The sequence below is a fragment of the Galbibacter sp. PAP.153 genome (assembly GCF_037029175.1).
GTDB classification, from domain to species: Bacteria; Bacteroidota; Bacteroidia; order Flavobacteriales; family Flavobacteriaceae; genus Galbibacter; species Galbibacter pacificus.
The window spans coordinates 22489-38640 of record NZ_JAZEUN010000008.1; the positions used below are offsets into that span (position 1 = coordinate 22489).

General features: G+C 43.4%; 13 protein-coding genes. 4 read left to right on the plus strand and 9 right to left on the minus strand.

Annotation, left to right across the window (positions count from 1 at the left end):
- Positions 1-2: 2 nt before the first annotated feature.
- The 5 genes from UXI14_RS06445 to UXI14_RS06465 all read right to left on the minus strand — a co-directional run bounded on the left by UXI14_RS06445 (position 3) and on the right by UXI14_RS06465 (position 6117).
- Positions 3-1571 carry a hypothetical protein gene (locus tag UXI14_RS06445; protein WP_335965420.1) on the minus strand — a complete coding sequence of 523 codons (1569 nt, stop codon included), beginning with the start codon at positions 1569-1571 and terminating at the stop codon, positions 3-5.
- Positions 1572-1574: 3 nt separating this feature from the next.
- A complete protein-coding gene (locus UXI14_RS06450; protein ID WP_335965421.1) occupies positions 1575-3704 on the minus strand; it encodes an ATP-binding protein in 2130 nt (709 codons plus the stop codon).
- Complete coding sequence (locus UXI14_RS06455; RefSeq protein ID WP_335965422.1) at positions 3701-5308, minus strand: DNA cytosine methyltransferase; 1608 nt, start codon at positions 5306-5308, stop codon at positions 3701-3703. Before UXI14_RS06455 ends, UXI14_RS06450 begins: the two co-directional genes overlap by 4 nt.
- Before the next feature lie 42 nt (positions 5309-5350).
- Positions 5351-5575: a helix-turn-helix transcriptional regulator gene (locus UXI14_RS06460; RefSeq protein ID WP_335965423.1), complete on the minus strand. Its 225-nt coding sequence runs from the start codon at positions 5573-5575 to the stop codon at positions 5351-5353.
- A 257-nt stretch (positions 5576-5832) separates the two neighbouring features.
- Entirely contained in the window at positions 5833-6117 is a 285-nt protein-coding gene (locus UXI14_RS06465) for a helix-turn-helix transcriptional regulator (protein WP_335965424.1), read from the minus strand.
- 866 nt (positions 6118-6983) lie between these two features.
- On the opposite strand from UXI14_RS06465, the gene UXI14_RS06470 reads away from it, so the two are divergent.
- On the plus strand, positions 6984-9917 hold the full coding sequence (locus tag UXI14_RS06470; protein WP_335965549.1) for a SusC/RagA family TonB-linked outer membrane protein: 2934 nt from the start codon (positions 6984-6986) through the stop codon (positions 9915-9917).
- A 92-nt stretch (positions 9918-10009) separates the two neighbouring features.
- Here the strand turns inward: UXI14_RS06470 and UXI14_RS06475 are convergent, their stop codons facing one another.
- Positions 10010-10138: a hypothetical protein gene (locus UXI14_RS06475; RefSeq protein ID WP_335965552.1), complete on the minus strand. Its 129-nt coding sequence runs from the start codon at positions 10136-10138 to the stop codon at positions 10010-10012.
- Between UXI14_RS06475 and UXI14_RS06480 the strand changes: the two genes are divergently transcribed.
- From UXI14_RS06480 to UXI14_RS06490, 3 genes are all read left to right on the plus strand, one after another.
- Positions 10089-11366: a RagB/SusD family nutrient uptake outer membrane protein gene (locus tag UXI14_RS06480; protein WP_335965550.1), complete on the plus strand. Its 1278-nt coding sequence runs from the start codon at positions 10089-10091 to the stop codon at positions 11364-11366. The two genes, UXI14_RS06475 and UXI14_RS06480, sit on opposite strands and share 50 nt — an antisense overlap.
- A gap of 690 nt (positions 11367-12056) precedes the next feature.
- A complete protein-coding gene (locus UXI14_RS06485; RefSeq protein WP_335965425.1) occupies positions 12057-12179 on the plus strand; it encodes a hypothetical protein in 123 nt (40 codons plus the stop codon).
- A gap of 2 nt (positions 12180-12181) precedes the next feature.
- Positions 12182-13738 (plus strand): zinc-dependent metalloprotease, encoded by a 1557-nt coding sequence (locus tag UXI14_RS06490; RefSeq protein WP_335965426.1) that lies wholly within the window; start codon positions 12182-12184, stop codon positions 13736-13738.
- Between the two features lie 436 nt (positions 13739-14174).
- On the opposite strand, the gene UXI14_RS06495 is transcribed toward UXI14_RS06490, so the two are convergent.
- The 3 genes from UXI14_RS06495 to UXI14_RS06505 form a co-directional block, all read right to left on the minus strand.
- Positions 14175-14669: a MauE/DoxX family redox-associated membrane protein gene (locus UXI14_RS06495; RefSeq protein ID WP_335965427.1), complete on the minus strand. Its 495-nt coding sequence runs from the start codon at positions 14667-14669 to the stop codon at positions 14175-14177.
- Between the two features lie 77 nt (positions 14670-14746).
- A complete protein-coding gene (locus tag UXI14_RS06500) occupies positions 14747-15709 on the minus strand; it encodes an AraC family transcriptional regulator (RefSeq protein WP_335965428.1) in 963 nt (320 codons plus the stop codon).
- Between the two features lie 51 nt (positions 15710-15760).
- Positions 15761-16132, minus strand: a complete 372-nt coding sequence (locus UXI14_RS06505) for a hypothetical protein (RefSeq protein ID WP_335965429.1) — start codon at positions 16130-16132, stop codon at positions 15761-15763.
- Between the last annotated feature and the right edge of the window lie 20 nt (positions 16133-16152).

The window sequence follows — 16152 nt, forward strand, 5'->3', positions numbered from 1 at the left end:
TGTTATTCCATATAGGAAATCCCTGGCCGATTTACATGACTAGAAAGATTGGCAATTATATCTAATAGAAGTTCTCTTTTTAGTCTAAACCAAATCTCTCTTTCAGCTTCCACTTCATCTGTCTCTTTTGATTTAAATAAGTGAAAATCAAATATCATATTGTACGGTTTTTCATCAATTATAACTCGGGGACGTACTGGATAAAGGTGGTCGATTTTTGATTTTGCGGTTAATTCACCTGAATATAGGACCCCCGATAACAATCTTGATTTTTTCCATTTTTTCTGTGCATAATCACAAATAGGAGAAACCTCAATCTCAATGAATTGGTACTTGTTTAAATCATTATCTATTCTGTCAAAATAGGTAGGTAAGTACTTTATTTTCTTTTCATCTGAAACGTCAATTTTGTAAACGTTTCCAGGCATTAGTTCATTAGATGGGTTTAATTCAAGATGAAGTTTTGTGTTTATTAAATTTGGAATGTTTATATAAGTATTGATAAGCCCTTCCACGATCGACTTGTCGGGCTGATTAATACCATTAGCCAGCTTATGAAAATTTTTTACACTTAGATTATCTTTTATGCTAGTACCATTTTTTGCAAGTTTAAGTTTGGGTTTTCCATCAGCTCCTTGATACCTCGATATCTCAAATTTCACATCGCCTGAATCATATCCTGAAATGATAAAAGGAGAATCTAATTTTACATAATCGGGAAACACATAATCCCGTATAGATGATTCTAACTCCTCGGAAAAAGAATAGGAGAATGTTCCAAGGGCAGCTTTAAGTGCAAGGTCATCTGAAATATCATTTTGGCCTGTCCTAGCTTTCGCCATTCGTTTTATTACATCCCTCAAGTTCCCTTCCCATAGGTCATTGGTTTCAATGGTATCTGAAATGGCTTGTACTGTACTTGAGCTGGCCTTATTTACTAGGTTTTCCCAAATTACAAAAAGATGAAAAATTCCTGCATCTTTTAATCCTTCTTCAATATGCTTTTCTATTGTTTCTAAGGCATTTTCCCTAGCCACAAATTCAGTGTTATATTCCTCCGAAAGGACATCATTCAACACCTTTTTTAAAGCAGGAATTTCTTCCGTGTCAATAGATCCTTTTATCTTATCCAGCACTTTTTCTATAACATTTTTTTTATCAATTGAAGGAATTATTTTTTCCTCAAGGCAATCACGTTTATTAAACCCGATAACACAACTGGGAAAAAGATGTTCATGTTTTTTAATTTCATCCAAAACCATGCTTTCATATTTTGATCTGTTTTTACTCCAAACGACTAAAATAAATGGCCCATTTGTTGGTGATATCACTTTGTCCAAAAGATTAGCAATGTGCTTTGAAATGTGATGCTCATCACTAGTATCTATTAGTTGTAAATCCAGAAAGATTAAACGAACATTTTGAAATTTATCTTTCGGTAAACTTGTTTTATCGTTGCCTTTATAATAAGTGACCGGAATACCTTTTCTTGCCAAGACCTGTATGATTGGCATAGCTTCTTTAGGTTCATTGTCGATAACGACAACACTTCCGTTTTTAGGTAACATCATAGATTAATTGTTTTCCATTTTAAAGGCAAGTGCAATCAATGCACCTGATTTATATTCTTCTGGGATACTGAATTGATTCGGTGATGGAAAGAGCAATTCGCCTCCATGGCTGTTCATTACTTCGTGTGCTATATGTAATCCAATTCCAATTCCACTTTCTTTATTGGAAATAAATGGTTTTATAACATCTTCAGTGGGAAGAGTAAAACCAGGTCCATTATCAGCAATGATAATCGTGCAATAACCAGGTAGTTCATCAGTGATTTCCATCCATATTTTTCTTTGTTGCACTTTACCGTAATTCAACCACCAAATGGAATTGTCAATTATGTTGATTATAGTTCCGATAATCAGGTTGTCAGAACATTTTACTTTGGTCGAAAAACTCTTTGCTTCATCCCAGGCCCTTATTACTTCTATATCATGCGCGTTCAACCTGAAGTCTATGTTCCAAAGAGCCTGTCTGACCACTTGCTTGAGATCCGATTCCCGCCTAGATCTCCTTCTGATAAGGCCACTGTAACCATCGATTAATTTGCCCATGTGCCAAGTCAAAGACTTGATTTTTTCACCATCTGCATCTGATTTCGAACTGTCTTCAACTATATAAAGCATTTCCTGAATGATCTTCTCTATTTCATGGATTACAATACTTAGGCTTAAGCCTGCACTGGCGCTTCGGATATAGACTTCACTGATGGTTTTGTAATCTTCCGAAATCTCGGAAATCATACCAAGTATATCTGTTTTTACCGCTCCGTCCGGAAGATCGGTTTTTACTTTTTCCTCAAGAATTGCCAGATTGTCTACAACGGGGGTTTTCTTTTTTGATTTACCGTAATGACTACGGATTTTATCCTTATCTATATTACGTTGAGCAACTACTTGACTAATAGTAAATCTGATTGCACTGTAAAATGTATTAAAAGCATCATTCTCAATGAATCCTTCGCGATTGGTCTTTTCAACAAGATCTTTACTTTCTAGCCGGTCAAGAGCAATTGCGCCAATAACAATGTTATTGCTTATTCTTGCTGCTGGCAAATTAACTCTTTCCAAATCCAAGCTGAGCCAATCATTGCCCGGTTCACCATAATCATAGACCCTCACTCCATCTCGATAAACTCGTATACCTCCATTATCCTTTAAGTATGCTTTAAACCCTCTTTTGTCTTGGATACCTCCCAAGGATAGAATATTGGTGTCAAGGTCAAAAATGAGCATTCGGAGTTTTACTTCACCGATATTGTGTTCTGAAAGATCAATGTCCTTCAGCATTTTTCTTTCCTCGGCATCGTCATATTCCTTCTGCATCATTTCGATATCGGTAGCGTTATATTTTCTTTCTTTAAGCCCTTTTAACGTAGCCCACGGATTGAATTCATAATTAAGATTAACGATTTTATTTTCCCTGATAATTGCCTCTGCGGTAAACAACGCACTATCCTTAATATCGTCAAATGATAGTAATCCCTCTAACCAATGAGGTTTATCCGTTTTAAAGACTACACGAAATGAGTTGTTTGATTCAAAGGGAGAATTCAGTGAATTAATTGCTCTATACAAACTACGGATTCCTCCCCTTGTCCATTTATTTCGTAGTCCCCTTATGATTATTTTGGTCCCGGTTTTACCTTCTGAAAATTCTTCAGGGTCTCTTTCAGAGAGTTCAATAGGAACTTTGTGCAACATATCGTCATTGTCAAAATCCTTCCATTTGATTTTAAGATATGCTTCTTTGGCATTTTCTTTTTTTGAAATCATCTCGATTTCTTCCCCAAGTTTGTGGGCCCCAAATCGACCTATTCCTTTTTCACCTAAAGGGACTCGATTACAAGGGTTTATAAAGTTTCCTGATTCAATCTGGTTCTTTTTATGTGTAGTACCGGGCGTTAGCCAAACGTCTTTTATCAAGCCATAATCCATTCCAAGACCATCATCCTCAATGGTAATGACTCCAAAGTTTGGACTGTCCAAGTTTTTCAGTCTTATGGTTACTTTCTTGGCGCAGGCATCATAAGAGTTTTTAATTAACTCCAGTACGGCAATGTTTTCACTGCGGATAAGTTGATCCCCAAGCTGGAGTATGATACGGGCTTTGGGATTAAATGAAATATCCTGTTGTTGACTCATATGTTGTTATATTCCTTTAAAACCTTTAACACGACCTTCGCTATTTGCATGGCCAAATATGGAGGTACAGCATTGCCTACTTGATGGTATTGAGCTGTCCTAGACCCACAAAATAAATAATTGTCAGGAAAGGTTTGTATGCGTGCGGCTTCCCGAACGGTTAAGCTTCTACATTGATCAGAATCATAATGAATAAAATAATGTCCATCTTTTGAAATATGACTTGTAACCGTTGTTGCTGGGATATTTGGCATTTGAACTCTAAACCTGTCAGAGAATTTTCCAGATTTGGCATTCTCATGATCAGGAAGGAGTTCTAAACTATGTTCTTCATATTCATCAAGACGAGGAAACCTCTTATATGTTTGGGCAAACATACTAGAGAACATGTAACGCTTTAAATCTTGGGTAAGATGGGATCTTGATTCATGATTTGGGATACCATCCAAATTTTGATCGTTATACCAATCATAAAGCGGGTTCTCGATTGACGGGGTTTCATATTCGATGTATTCGGAACCAATATTGTTAATGGGTGTATCCACCGTTGTAGAGGAAAAATCCTTGGCAAATCCATTCCATGAAATAATTTCAGACCTAAATGAATTAATAAGTTTTTTCCAGTTCTTATCGGAGTCCTCTTCTTTTTTATATAGTCTCTTTTTTTTCTTTTTACCGTTTTTAATCACAGTTTTACTTCCAATATAAGTACGGTTTAATTCACTTCTAATTTTCGGAAGATCTCCAATAATATCCTCTAGGTTTATCAGCTCGTTCTGCCTTTTAAGGATATCAGGTTCAATGGGGATGTCTTCTCTTATTCCTAACAAAATAACCCTATGTCTTTTTTGAGGCACGCCATATTCTTCAGATTTGATTAAATATTTTGAATCGTTATCGTACAGGGGTTGATCTAATTCATCAAAACCATTTGGAGAAGAGGTCAATGAATAGATTTTATAGGAATAGGGTGAATCCGGAAAAACAATTGATGGGTTCTTTAAATCGCGCTTAATTAAATCAAAAACCTTCTCCCCATCAACCGTTGATGATAGAAGTCCCTTCACATTTTCCATGACAAAAATAGCAGGACTGTGTTTAGCAATGATCCTAAGATATTCCTTGTACAGATGAACACGCTTGTCTGACTTGTCAAGATTGTCTTTCCATTGCCTTCTGGATCTACCTACTAAGGAATAGGCTTGGCATGGAGGCCCACCGATAAGCACCCAGTTTCTATTACCATTCAAGACCCTTCGAATCTTTTGGTCTACATCTTGGGGAGGTACTTCTCCAAGTGTAGCACACCAAGCTTCATGCCTTGCTGCACTGGCCTGTTTAGGATACTTTTGAAATAATTCTCTTTTTAAGGTTTCCCTATCATCAATATTGGAAGTTTTTAAGATATTATAATACTCTAGGGGTACATTTTTTGCTGCAAATTTTCGATAAAAACTACGGAGCTCTAATGTCTTGTGAGCATTTTCATCCATTTCAATGGATAATTTTATCTCAAAAGATCGTCGATTGGCTGAGGGTACATTGGAGAATCCTTCTCCAAGGCCGCCGGGGCCAGCAAATATGTCAATTACCGGAATTTTCACGTTATAGCTCTGTCTGTTTAGTTTTGATTTGGTCGTTTTTTGTTAATCCTTGGATGGGATTATCCGTGCAGTATCATTTTTTTTGGTAGCAATTAATTCGCTAGGGTCAACACCTAAAATACCAGCAATCTGGAATAGGACCTCTAATCTTGGTTGACTTCTGTTTTGAACATAGCCATTAACAATATTGTAGCTCTTTCCGAGCTTTTCTGCCAACCATATTTGCTTTAATCCCTTTTGTTCCAAAACTTCTTTTATTCGATTCATAGGGGAGGGTTAAAAATGTTTAATATAAACTTTCCATCATGAAAATACACTATTTTTCAGTGTGTTTTTATGAGTCATTTTAAGAGTATACAGCCAATTTGGTTGAATATGCCCAATTTAGTATAAAAATATAGTAGTTATTTAATAAATTTCTTGGGGGGATAATTGGCACTAAATGTAAGAATTTTCTAGAAAAGGAAAATGTGGAATTCTGTAATGGACCTAAAATTGGGAAAGGCAAACTGAATATTTAATTCCTAGTTATTTTTAGATTGAGCTGCTTTGATATTTTTATGTTTCTCTTCTATTAGAGGATATTCAGGCCAAAAGTCTTTAGGAGAACACTCCAATGCTATTGCAATTAAATTCAAGTGAATTGTATTGTATTTGGCTTTTTTAGAAGGTGCTTCTATCTGTGAGATAAAACCAATATTTTTTCCAATAGCTAGAGATAATTCTTCCTGCGTCACATCTTTGGCTTCTCGAATTTCTCTAACTCTAGATATTATATAACGTTCTATTTCATCAAGCGATTCGTGCATCCATCAAATTGAAACAAATTCTCAAAGAATTATTATGTACTATAGTACAGATTAAAAAATATTGTTATATTCGTCTAGAATTACATATTTTGCGATTCTTCGTTTAGAACATATTTGAAGCTATCGCTTTGAATCTCGGCTTGAAAACTGGTAATTTTTATGGAAACGAGATGATAAGCAGATTGGCTCACGACCCGGGCGTGAGCTCTCTTATCGTTTCCAAGGTATACCAGAACCTCAAGTCGGTAAGTTGAGTTTTCACGCCCAACTTGTTTCTTAGCGTTTGGTTTTATTTTTTTCTTTTTCGATGTGTCGCTAACCTTTTAAGGTTATGGGAAACATTTGGCAACTTTTTTCTGTAGGGTTCACACCGTGTTTTTGCTCCATTTTTGGAGCCTGTCACTCGGTATTCGATATCCTTTTCATGAAAAAGCCAAAGAATCCCGTATAACCATGGACTATAGTTATGGGTATTACGCTACTAATTTTCGGTTTACGCTACTACTTCAGACCCATAACTGACACATACATTTTTTGGGCAACCGGCCCTATCACGAAATCATAGTCTTGTTCCATTAGGAATCCCATTTCCAAGAGCGTTAAATCCTTGGACAGGATGGCCTATGCCCGAACCTAAATCCCCTAAGGTAAGTTAAGGCTTTGTCGGGACTTCGGGGGCAGTGCAAACAAAAAACCTCCGGACAGGGTAGCAATTGTCCAGAGGCACGATTCAATTAACACTAACGGTTAAAATCAAACGACTCAAAATTATGAAGATAATATGGATAAATGCGAACAGGTTTTCCCTGTTCCTGATCATTAACATGCTGCTGGCCCTTTGGCCATCACAAACCTTGGAGGCTGCCATGGCCCCACCTCCTCAAACTACCATCACCGGCACCGTCACCGACACTAACGGAAACCCTCTCGTTGGGGTAAGCATCCAGGTGGAAGGCACCCAACGGGGCACGATTACCGACCTTGATGGATCCTTTACCATTCAAGCCAATCCAAACGATACACTTTACTTTTCAATCATTGGCTTTGAACCTATGTTTGTTGGGATTAAGGGGAGGCGTGAGGTCAACGTCCAAATGGAAGAAGACATCACGCAATTGGGGGAAGTAGTTCTCAATGCGGGTTACTACAACGTATCCGAAAAGGAACGCACAGGAAATATAGCCACTATCAAGGCTGAGACCATGGAGAAACAGCCCGTGGGCAACCCTTTGGCCGCTATGCAAGGCCAGCTGTCAGGTGTCAACATCGTCCAAAACACAGGGGTTCCCGGTGGGGGATTCGAGGTCGAGGTACGAGGTAGAAACTTCATAAATGGGTTGAGCGACCCGCTCTATATCATCGATGGTGTACCCTTTGGTTCCCAGTCCCTAGGTTCCAGTAGTGTCTCTGGTGGGATTCTGGGGGGCAATATCAGTCCGCTCAATGCCATCGACCCTACGACCATTGAGAGTATCGAGGTATTGAAGGATGCCGATGCCACGGCCATCTATGGCTCGAGGGGTGCTAATGGGGTAGTCCTGATCACCACCAAGCGTGGAAAAGAGGGCAGGACAACCTTCAGCGCCAACCTTAGTACAACCTTGGGCCAGGTTTCCAATTTCTTGGAACTGATGAACAGCCAACAATATTTGGAAATCCGAAGGGAAGGGATTGTCAATGACGGTTTCGGGGACTTTTTGAACGACCCCAATTTTGATCTGTTCTTTCCGGACCTCAAAAGCTGGGACAATTCCCGCTATACCGACTGGCAGAAGGTCCTCATTGGCGGTACTTCCTATCGCAACAATGCCCAGCTTTCGGTATCAGGGGGTAATGAACGGACCAATTTTTTAATCAGTGGTAGCTACTTAAAGGAAACCACGGTATTCCCCGGGGATAGTAACTATAAAAAGGCAACGGTGCAGAGCAAGGTGAACCACCGCTCAGAGAATGACCGCTTCCAAATCGACCTGTCCACCATCTATTCCAATGAACGAAACCAATTGCCACAGCGCGATTTCACAGGATTGGCCTACACCTTGGAGCCCAATGCCCCCGAAATCTATGATGAGGAAGGACGGTTGAACTGGGAAAACAATACCTGGAACAACCCTTTTGCCGCCCTGGAGGAGGACTATGTCTCCAAGGTGAACACCCTTATCGCCAATGCCTTGGTTTCCTATAAGCTATTGCCCAATCTGGAACTAAGGACCAGTCTGGGGTACAACACCTATCGCTTGGATTCCTATAGGACCCTACCCAGCAGTGCCCGTAACCCGAGCTTGGGACTGACCCCAGAGAACTATTCCTCGATTACGACCAACGTTTCCCAACGGGACTCTTGGATCGTGGAGCCCCAATTGCAGTGGAAACAAAAGTGGGGCAGGACCGCCTTGGATGTATTGATAGGGACCACCTTCCAACAACAGACCACCGAGGGTTTTGTGCAACGGGGCAGAGGTTTTCCCAATGAGGATTTGATCTTTAACCTATCCGCTGCCGAGACCTTGGAAGTGCTGACGGATACGGAAAGCGAGTACAACTACAATGCGGTCTTCGGTCGGGTGAACCTCAATGTGAAGGGCCGTTATATTCTCAATCTGACCGGCCGTAGGGACGGTTCCTCCCGTTTTGGTCCCGGCCGGCAGTTTGGGAACTTTGGTGCCGTGGGTTTGGCTTGGCTCTTTAGCGAGGAATCCCTTTTTGGGGACAATGCGATATTGAGCTTTGGAAAATTAAGAGGCAGTTATGGAACCACGGGCAGTGACAATATCGGTGATTACCGTTTTTTGGATACCTATAGCGTAACCGGATTTGATTATGATGGGATTTCCATATTGGAGCCCACGGGCATTTTCAATCCACTTTTTGGATGGGAATCCAACCGAAAGCTGGAAGCAGCTTTGGAGCTCGGTTTTTTCAATGACCGCATATTGCTCAACACCTCATGGTACCGTAATCGCAGTTCAGATCAGTTGGTCGGCATCCCTTTGGCCGCCACCACCGGTTTTTCCGAATTGACGGGCAACTTTGATGCCACCGTGGAGAATTCCGGGGTAGAGGTGGACCTTCGCACCATCAATCTGAGAAATGGCAAATTAAAGTGGTCCACGAGGGTCAACCTTACGGTGCCGAGGAATAAATTGTTGCGCTTCGACGGCCTGGAATCTTCTCCCTTTGCCAATCGCTATGAGATCGGCAAGCCACTGACCATTGTCAAGCTCTACAACGCCCTTGGCGTGGACCCAGAGACGGGCCTCTACACCTTTGAGGACTATAATGGGGATGGCAACATCAGCAGTTTGGAGGACCGACAGTTTATCGAGGACAGGGCCCCGCGCTTCTATGGCGGGTTGGGCAATACCCTTACCTATGGCAAACTATCATTGGATGTATTCTTCCAGTTCAAAAAGCAGAAAGCTTTTGACCAATTGGCCTTTGGGGCCACCCCGGGCTTTCGTGGGAACGCCCCGGTCGAACTACTGGATCGTTGGCAACAAGCAGGGGATTTGGCGCCCATTCAAAGGGCCTCTGGGGGACTCGCCCCGGATGTGGACCGCGGGACCTTCCAGCAATTGAGCAATGCTGCCTTTTCCGATGCCTCCTTCGTCCGTTTGCGGAACATTTCCCTGAACTATGGGCTCGGCCGCCTGGATAATGGCATGCAGGTGAACGTTTACCTACAGGGACAGAACCTATGGACTTGGACAAAATATCGGGGACCGGACCCTGAACAACCTTCCAACGTTAGATTGCCACAATTGCGACAGATTACCCTTGGACTACAAGTAGACTTTTAACCATAAAAAAAATTAGATATGATACAACGAATAAACAAAACCAGGAGCGTAGGGGACCATGGTCTTCCAGCACTCATAAAACATCTCAACCTTCAAATCCTACCATTGCTCATGTGTCTGGGTATGGAAGGCTGTACGGACTTTGTGGAAGTGGCCCCGCCCAAGGACACCTTGGTCGCCGAAACGGTATTCGATGAAGCCTCCACGGTACGCTCGGCCATGGCGAACCTATTTTTCGGGATGCGGGAACAAGGTATGGTATCGGGCAGCTTCGGCCTGACCACGGCTATGGGCATCTATACGGACGAACTGGACTATTATGGATTCGAAGTGCAGAATACGGAATTCTACCAACACAATCTATTGGCCGGCAATGAATTGGTACGGCAATGGTGGGCCAATGGCTATGAGCTGATCTACGGTGCCAACGATATCATTAGAGGTGTGGAAGAATCACAGGCCCTGAGCGAGGAGGAAAAAGCCCTGTTTACCGGCCAGGCCCTATTCGTCCGCTGCTATATCCATAGTCTTTTGGCCCAATTGTTCGGGGATGTACCCTATATCACCACGGTGGACTATCAGGTGAACAATACCGTATCACGGACCCCCGAGGCCGAAGTTTTTGAAGCGATCATTACCGATTTGGAACGGTCCGTGGCCCTCTTGGAAGGTATGGAAAACCCATCGTCGGAACGCACCATACCCGACCAGTATGCAGCCAAGGCCTTATTGGCCCGGATGTACCTGTATGTACAGGATTGGTCGAATGCTGACGCTATGGCTTCTGAACTAATAGTAGCCTTTGATCTGGAAGGCGATTTGGATAGGGTCTTTCTAAAGGATTCGGGCGAGACCATTTGGCAATTGAAGCCGGGCGAGGCGCCTAGGAATACCCAAGAGGCAAACCGATTGATCATACAGGCGGTTCCCGGCCAGACCTATGCGCTGACCGAATCATTCATGGACAGTTTTGAGGAGGGCGATCTACGGGAAGCTTCTTGGACAGAAAGCATATCCAATGCCGACAATACATTGACCCTTTTCTACGCCTATAAATACAAGGCCGATTTTTCCCAGACGGAGTCTATGGAATATTCTATCGTACTTCGTTTGGCGGAACAGTACCTAATCCGGGCCGAGGCGAGGGCACAACTGGGCAATCTGTCCGATGCAGCAAGCGATATTAATGTGCTCCGCAATCGGGCAGGTTTGCCCAATGTCCCCATAGGAACACAAGGGGAGCTATTGGAAGCGGTATTGCAGGAACGACGGATGGAACTCTTCACAGAGCGGGGGCATCGTTGGTTCGATCTGAAACGCTTTGGAGGGGCCAGAGCCGTATTGGAAGGTATCAAGCCAGGATGGCAGGATACCGACCTGTTGTTGCCCATTCCGGAGACCGAGATAGAGATCAACCCCAATCTATTGCCACAGAATGCTGGCTACTGATAAATATGAACAACAAAGGATGCCAGGGCATTTCACTGGAAGCCTTGGTATCCTCAATAAAAATGACATCAATGAAAAAAATCGTAATAATACTATGGCTTTTTATGGCGGTTGGGGGATTTTCCCAAACACCGAAAACCAACGTCGCAAAAGAGGCTGAATCAGTAAATTATACAAGAGGGTCAACATTTCTGACCTCCTTTATGCAGGAGGGGGAGCTCTATCTCAATATTCCGAGAGAGGTGCTGGAGCGTCCTATGCTCTTTATCCGCTATGACTACAGAAAAGCATGTAGATATATGCAGGTGCTTTGGTCACTGGAAGGGGACAAGGTGCTATTAAAGCACCCTAGGGTAAAGTCCACTTCAGGAACCATTTTACCTGTAAAGCATCACAAAGCATTAAAGGATAATGTCTTGGCCATGTTTCCCTTGGAAAAAGATATGGGCAAACAAGGGGAATTGTGCATCAACGTCACTTCCTTGGTAATGGACAATGTCATTGAGTGGACCAAGGGCTTTACGGAAACCTTGATACCACAGATGAGCTTGTTGCAGGGCTCAAAGGATTTTCATAACGAGGTGATCATCAAAACCCGACGTGGTTTGATGTTCGAAGGCTCGAAAGTTTCCTTTCCAGTATTCTTTGGATTAGCGGCCCTTCCCGAGAAACTGATGAAAGGCCGAGACTATGACTACCGCATGGGATTCTTCAATGAGGACCGGAGTGGTATCAATCATGGTGAACCCAAAAACAGTGTGGCCAATATTGCCCGGTGGCGATTGGAGAAAAAACACAAGGACCGAAAACTGAGCGTGCCCGTTAAACCGATCATATTTGTCATACCCCCAGAGGTTCCCGAACAGTGGAGACCTTATGTGAGGGCCGGAATCGAAGAATGGCTGCCTGCCTTTGAGGCAGCAGGGTTCAAGGATGCCATAGTGGTCAAGGAAACGGATAGCCTGTCGGAATGGGAGGCCCATAGTATACATACTTCCTACGTGGACTGGGGCGATTCCAAATATTTGCGCGGCTTTGAAGAATCCGGTGGGACTGTATCACTCATAATCGATGAAAGGACAGGAGAAATCCTCAAATGCGACATTTATCTGGGAGCGTCGGTCGAAAATGTTACGGACCGTTATTTTATCCGTTGCGCGCCCTTGGATAAACGGGCCCAGTCGTTGCCTTTTCCCCAAGAACTCACCGGAAGGCTTTTCCAAGGGGTTGCCGCCCATGAAGCGGGTCACGCCTTTGGTCTTTTTGACAGTAACTATGGCGAGTTCGCCTATCCCGTCGAAAAGATGTCCGATATCCAATGGCTGAAGACCATGGGCCATACCCCTAGTATGATGAGCTATACCAGGGAAAACAATATTGCCCAGCCGGAGGACAATGTGCCCCCTGAACTGTTACTGCAAAAAGTGGGCCCGATGGACCGTCACCAGATCGAGTGGGGTTACACCGAATTTCCAGAGGAAATGTCAGAGCAGCAGGAGGAGGAAGCCCTAGAGCGTATTATAGGGGTGCAGGATTCCGTTCCTTGGTTCAGGTTCAACCAAAGCCAAGTGGAGGTTTTCGGGCCCGCAACGGCAGATGAAGTGGTGGATACCAATGATCCGGTCGAGAGCACCAAATTGGCACTGAAGAACTTGGAACGTGTCATCCAACTGATGCCGGCCGCCGTTAAGGACCAAAAGGACATTAGAAGATTGGAAAATCTATATGGAAGATTACTGGAACAGTGGAAAGATCATATGCTCCATGTGACCTCTTTGCTAGGTGGGTACGATATTCGGTACAAGCCGATCAACACCCCTGGCAAGATGTTCACGCCAATCCCTTTGGCCATGCAGAGGGAGGCCATGGACTTTTTGCATGCCAATGCCCTGAACCCACCGCAATGGTTGGTTACCCCCGAGTTCCTCCCCAAACTGGAATACTCCACCTTTCCGGACAAAATGGTCGAATTCCAACAGCGATCGGTGGACGAACTATTACGCCCCCGACGCTTGAAGCGCTTTGAATATATGGAAACGCTTGAGGGCTTTGAAGGTACGTTTGAATGGTATCTATCGGAATTGCAAGAGGGATTGTTCAGGGAACTGTATGAAGTTCCTGCCAAAGTGGGACGGATACGGCAAGAAATCCAATCCTATTATATCGACAGGGCCATTATGGCGGTACACCAAAAACCGCAACACTTTTATGCAGAAATGAAAGCTTATGATTATACCGCTTACTCCAAAGGGCTGTTGATGGAGCAGTTGGTGAAATTAAGGGGGGATATAAAGAGCAAGTTAAGAAAGGAAAAGGACAGTGATGCCAGAGGACATTGGGAGCACTGCTTGGCCCGATTGGATTCATTGTAAACAAATCAATGGATCAAAAAATCAAATAGCATAATGGAAATGTAATCCCCAATAAGGGATGGTAGTTTTCAACAACTAAAGCGTAATTTTTTGTTTTCATGTATTTTTTGAATTAGTCAAAAAGGTGCCCTGTGAGGGGGCACCTTTTCTACTACGAGTGACAAGGAACTATGGGTTCCTGCCCAATGGTGTGGACAGGGAAGGTTCAGCATATAGTTGATTGCCGAAGTACGTACAACTGATGTCGCCGTTAGGCTCACAGTCGTCCCCTATGGTCACCTCCATGACCCCGCTTGACGTTTGATAGTACGCCACTTGACTGACCGTATTGCTCTCCGTGGCAAAGGCCAGACCGACCGCCAATAGAATGGCAAAGGCCGGTAAAACAAGTTTTAAAAATCTAGTTTTCATAGTATTAAGAATTAATTATTAATGCCTACTCTTTTTCTAAGGTTTTCGGCTTCCCCTTTGACTGCACAGTGTTTTTAGATGTTGATTTTTTTCCTTTGTTTTCCCATAGCATGATACCGATCAATGCCAGTGCAATCCAACAGGCATTGAACACAAGGTGGGTTTCCCAGCCCATGGAGGATATGACACCCCCGCAGGAGCAGGGGATATGGTCGCTGAAACGGAGCATCCAAGCTATATAGCCCGTAAAAAAGGTCATTAATATAAGGGACCCGTATAGGGCAGCCAACCGATACGCTTTAATCAGTAGCAGTATGGCCAGCACAATTTCAAGCAGGGGCACCATCCAGGCAATCCACTCCGCGAAAGGACCCAAGAATTCTGAACGATTCATTTGGAGCTTAAAGTCGGATAGTCCCATGAGTTTACTGCTTGCGGTATACAGGAAAAGTATGCTATAGAGATAGCAAATGGTTTCCACTATGGCCCAACGTTTATATATGAGTATGCCCGTTTTCATTGTAAGAGTTTGATTTACAATGATAAAATTAATGGGGTCTACCGATCTCTAAGGGATTATTTAGGCTCTGAGAAGGATTATTTGGAGCGTTTCCGCAGTTGGGATGGCGTATAACCATACCTTTTTTTGAATTCCCGGGTAAAGTGGTTCCCCTTTTTGAAACCCACGGTTTTGGCTATGGCAAGGATGGTCTTATGAGTGTGTTCTATCAGAATGTGGGCCTTTCTGAGCCGTTCATGTTTTTGATATTGAAAGGCCGTCATGCCGAAAAGCTCCTTGAATCCTTTTTTGAACTTGTACTCGTTGGTATTGCAAAAATGGGCCAGCTCTCTTATGGAGGGCAGTGGCATATCCAGATTGTCCATGATATGCCGTTCGCCTTTTCTTAGGTTCTCCAGATCCACGGCGCGGAGGATATGGGTCTCTGTTTTTTCCGGTCGGGGCAATAGCCCATGGGCCTGTAATTGTTTTTTAAGTTTCTTCTGAAGGAACCCTTGATCCGTCTCCTCTTTCTTGACCAGATCAAAGCTGGTCACCATAAAAGCACCCACTTGGTTCGCGTATTCCGGAAAATAGATAATATGGAAATGGGCGGGAAGCTGGAGTCCCGATCGTTCGGAAAGGGACAACTGTAGGGTCAGTTCCCATATCTTGTCTTTTGGAACTGCCTTCAACAGTTTTTTCCACCCCTTTTGGGAGCTTTTGTCCAACAGTTGAGCAAATAGGCGGCCTTTCAAGGTCCCTTCTTTGTAGTGCAATAGGGTATCGACCGTAGGATTGGTTCTGGTAATTTGACCTAAGCTATCCAGTTCAAAGTACAATTGAACGACCATTTCATAGGAATTGGGCAATTTGATAAAGCCTTGGTGCAGAAAGGCGTCCCTGAGTTCCTCGGTGGTGGAATTGACCAAAAAGGTCAAGGCCTCCAGTGCATCGTTTTTATCCGTTCGTTCGATTTGGTAGGAGAAGTTCCCATTGGCGATATGCACCAATTGATTGTAGATATGCTCCAATCGCTTCTTGTTTTCCAGACTGTCCATAATTGTCCCCGTGTTTTAGATTCATAATCCATTGGAAACGGGACACAACACCTATCTTGGGCGCGATAGGTACCTGCGGGCCGTTTCCATGTCGGGGAACATTTGAATTGGCGCCGAACGCATTCGGGTCGAAATGTATTTGGAGAAGACCTCCTCCAGTGGGGTGACCGCAACCAGTACCAGTTCCTCGACCAGTTCGGCACCTTCTCCAGATAAAAAGTGCCAGGCTTCCTTCTCGATATGCCTGACCCCATTGATGTTGCAAAGGATGCGATAGGGTTTTCCCTGTTGCAGGAGCATGCGACGGGCCACCGTTTTTTTGGCTCCCGAAAGGTCAATGGAGATGCCCTCTTTCCAAATAAAAAAGAGGATTTCATCTTCCAACCACATGGTGGCCAATTCGGTTTCCACAATTCTTTTCATCCGTTGCGATTTCAAAAAGG

Coding starts and splice junctions, on each gene's coding strand:
- UXI14_RS06450 (WP_335965421.1), bottom strand. CDS start 3,704: ATGAGTCAACAACAGGATATTTCATTTAATCCCAAAGCCCGTATCATA.
- UXI14_RS06485 (WP_335965425.1), top strand. CDS start 12,057: ATGACTACCGCATGGGATTCTTCAATGAGGACCGGAGTGGTATCAATC.
- UXI14_RS06470 (WP_335965549.1), top strand. CDS start 6,984: ATGGCCCCACCTCCTCAAACTACCATCACCGGCACCGTCACCGACACT.
- UXI14_RS06505 (WP_335965429.1), bottom strand. CDS start 16,132: ATGAAAAGAATTGTGGAAACCGAATTGGCCACCATGTGGTTGGAAGAT.
- UXI14_RS06445 (WP_335965420.1), bottom strand. CDS start 1,571: ATGATGTTACCTAAAAACGGAAGTGTTGTCGTTATCGACAATGAACCT.
- UXI14_RS06500 (WP_335965428.1), bottom strand. CDS start 15,709: ATGGACAGTCTGGAAAACAAGAAGCGATTGGAGCATATCTACAATCAA.
- UXI14_RS06465 (WP_335965424.1), bottom strand. CDS start 6,117: ATGCACGAATCGCTTGATGAAATAGAACGTTATATAATATCTAGAGTT.
- UXI14_RS06475 (WP_335965552.1), bottom strand. CDS start 10,138: ATGGCCGAGCGTACCGTGGAGGCTTCATCGAATACCGTTTCGGCGACC.
- UXI14_RS06460 (WP_335965423.1), bottom strand. CDS start 5,575: ATGAATCGAATAAAAGAAGTTTTGGAACAAAAGGGATTAAAGCAAATA.
- UXI14_RS06495 (WP_335965427.1), bottom strand. CDS start 14,669: ATGAAAACGGGCATACTCATATATAAACGTTGGGCCATAGTGGAAACC.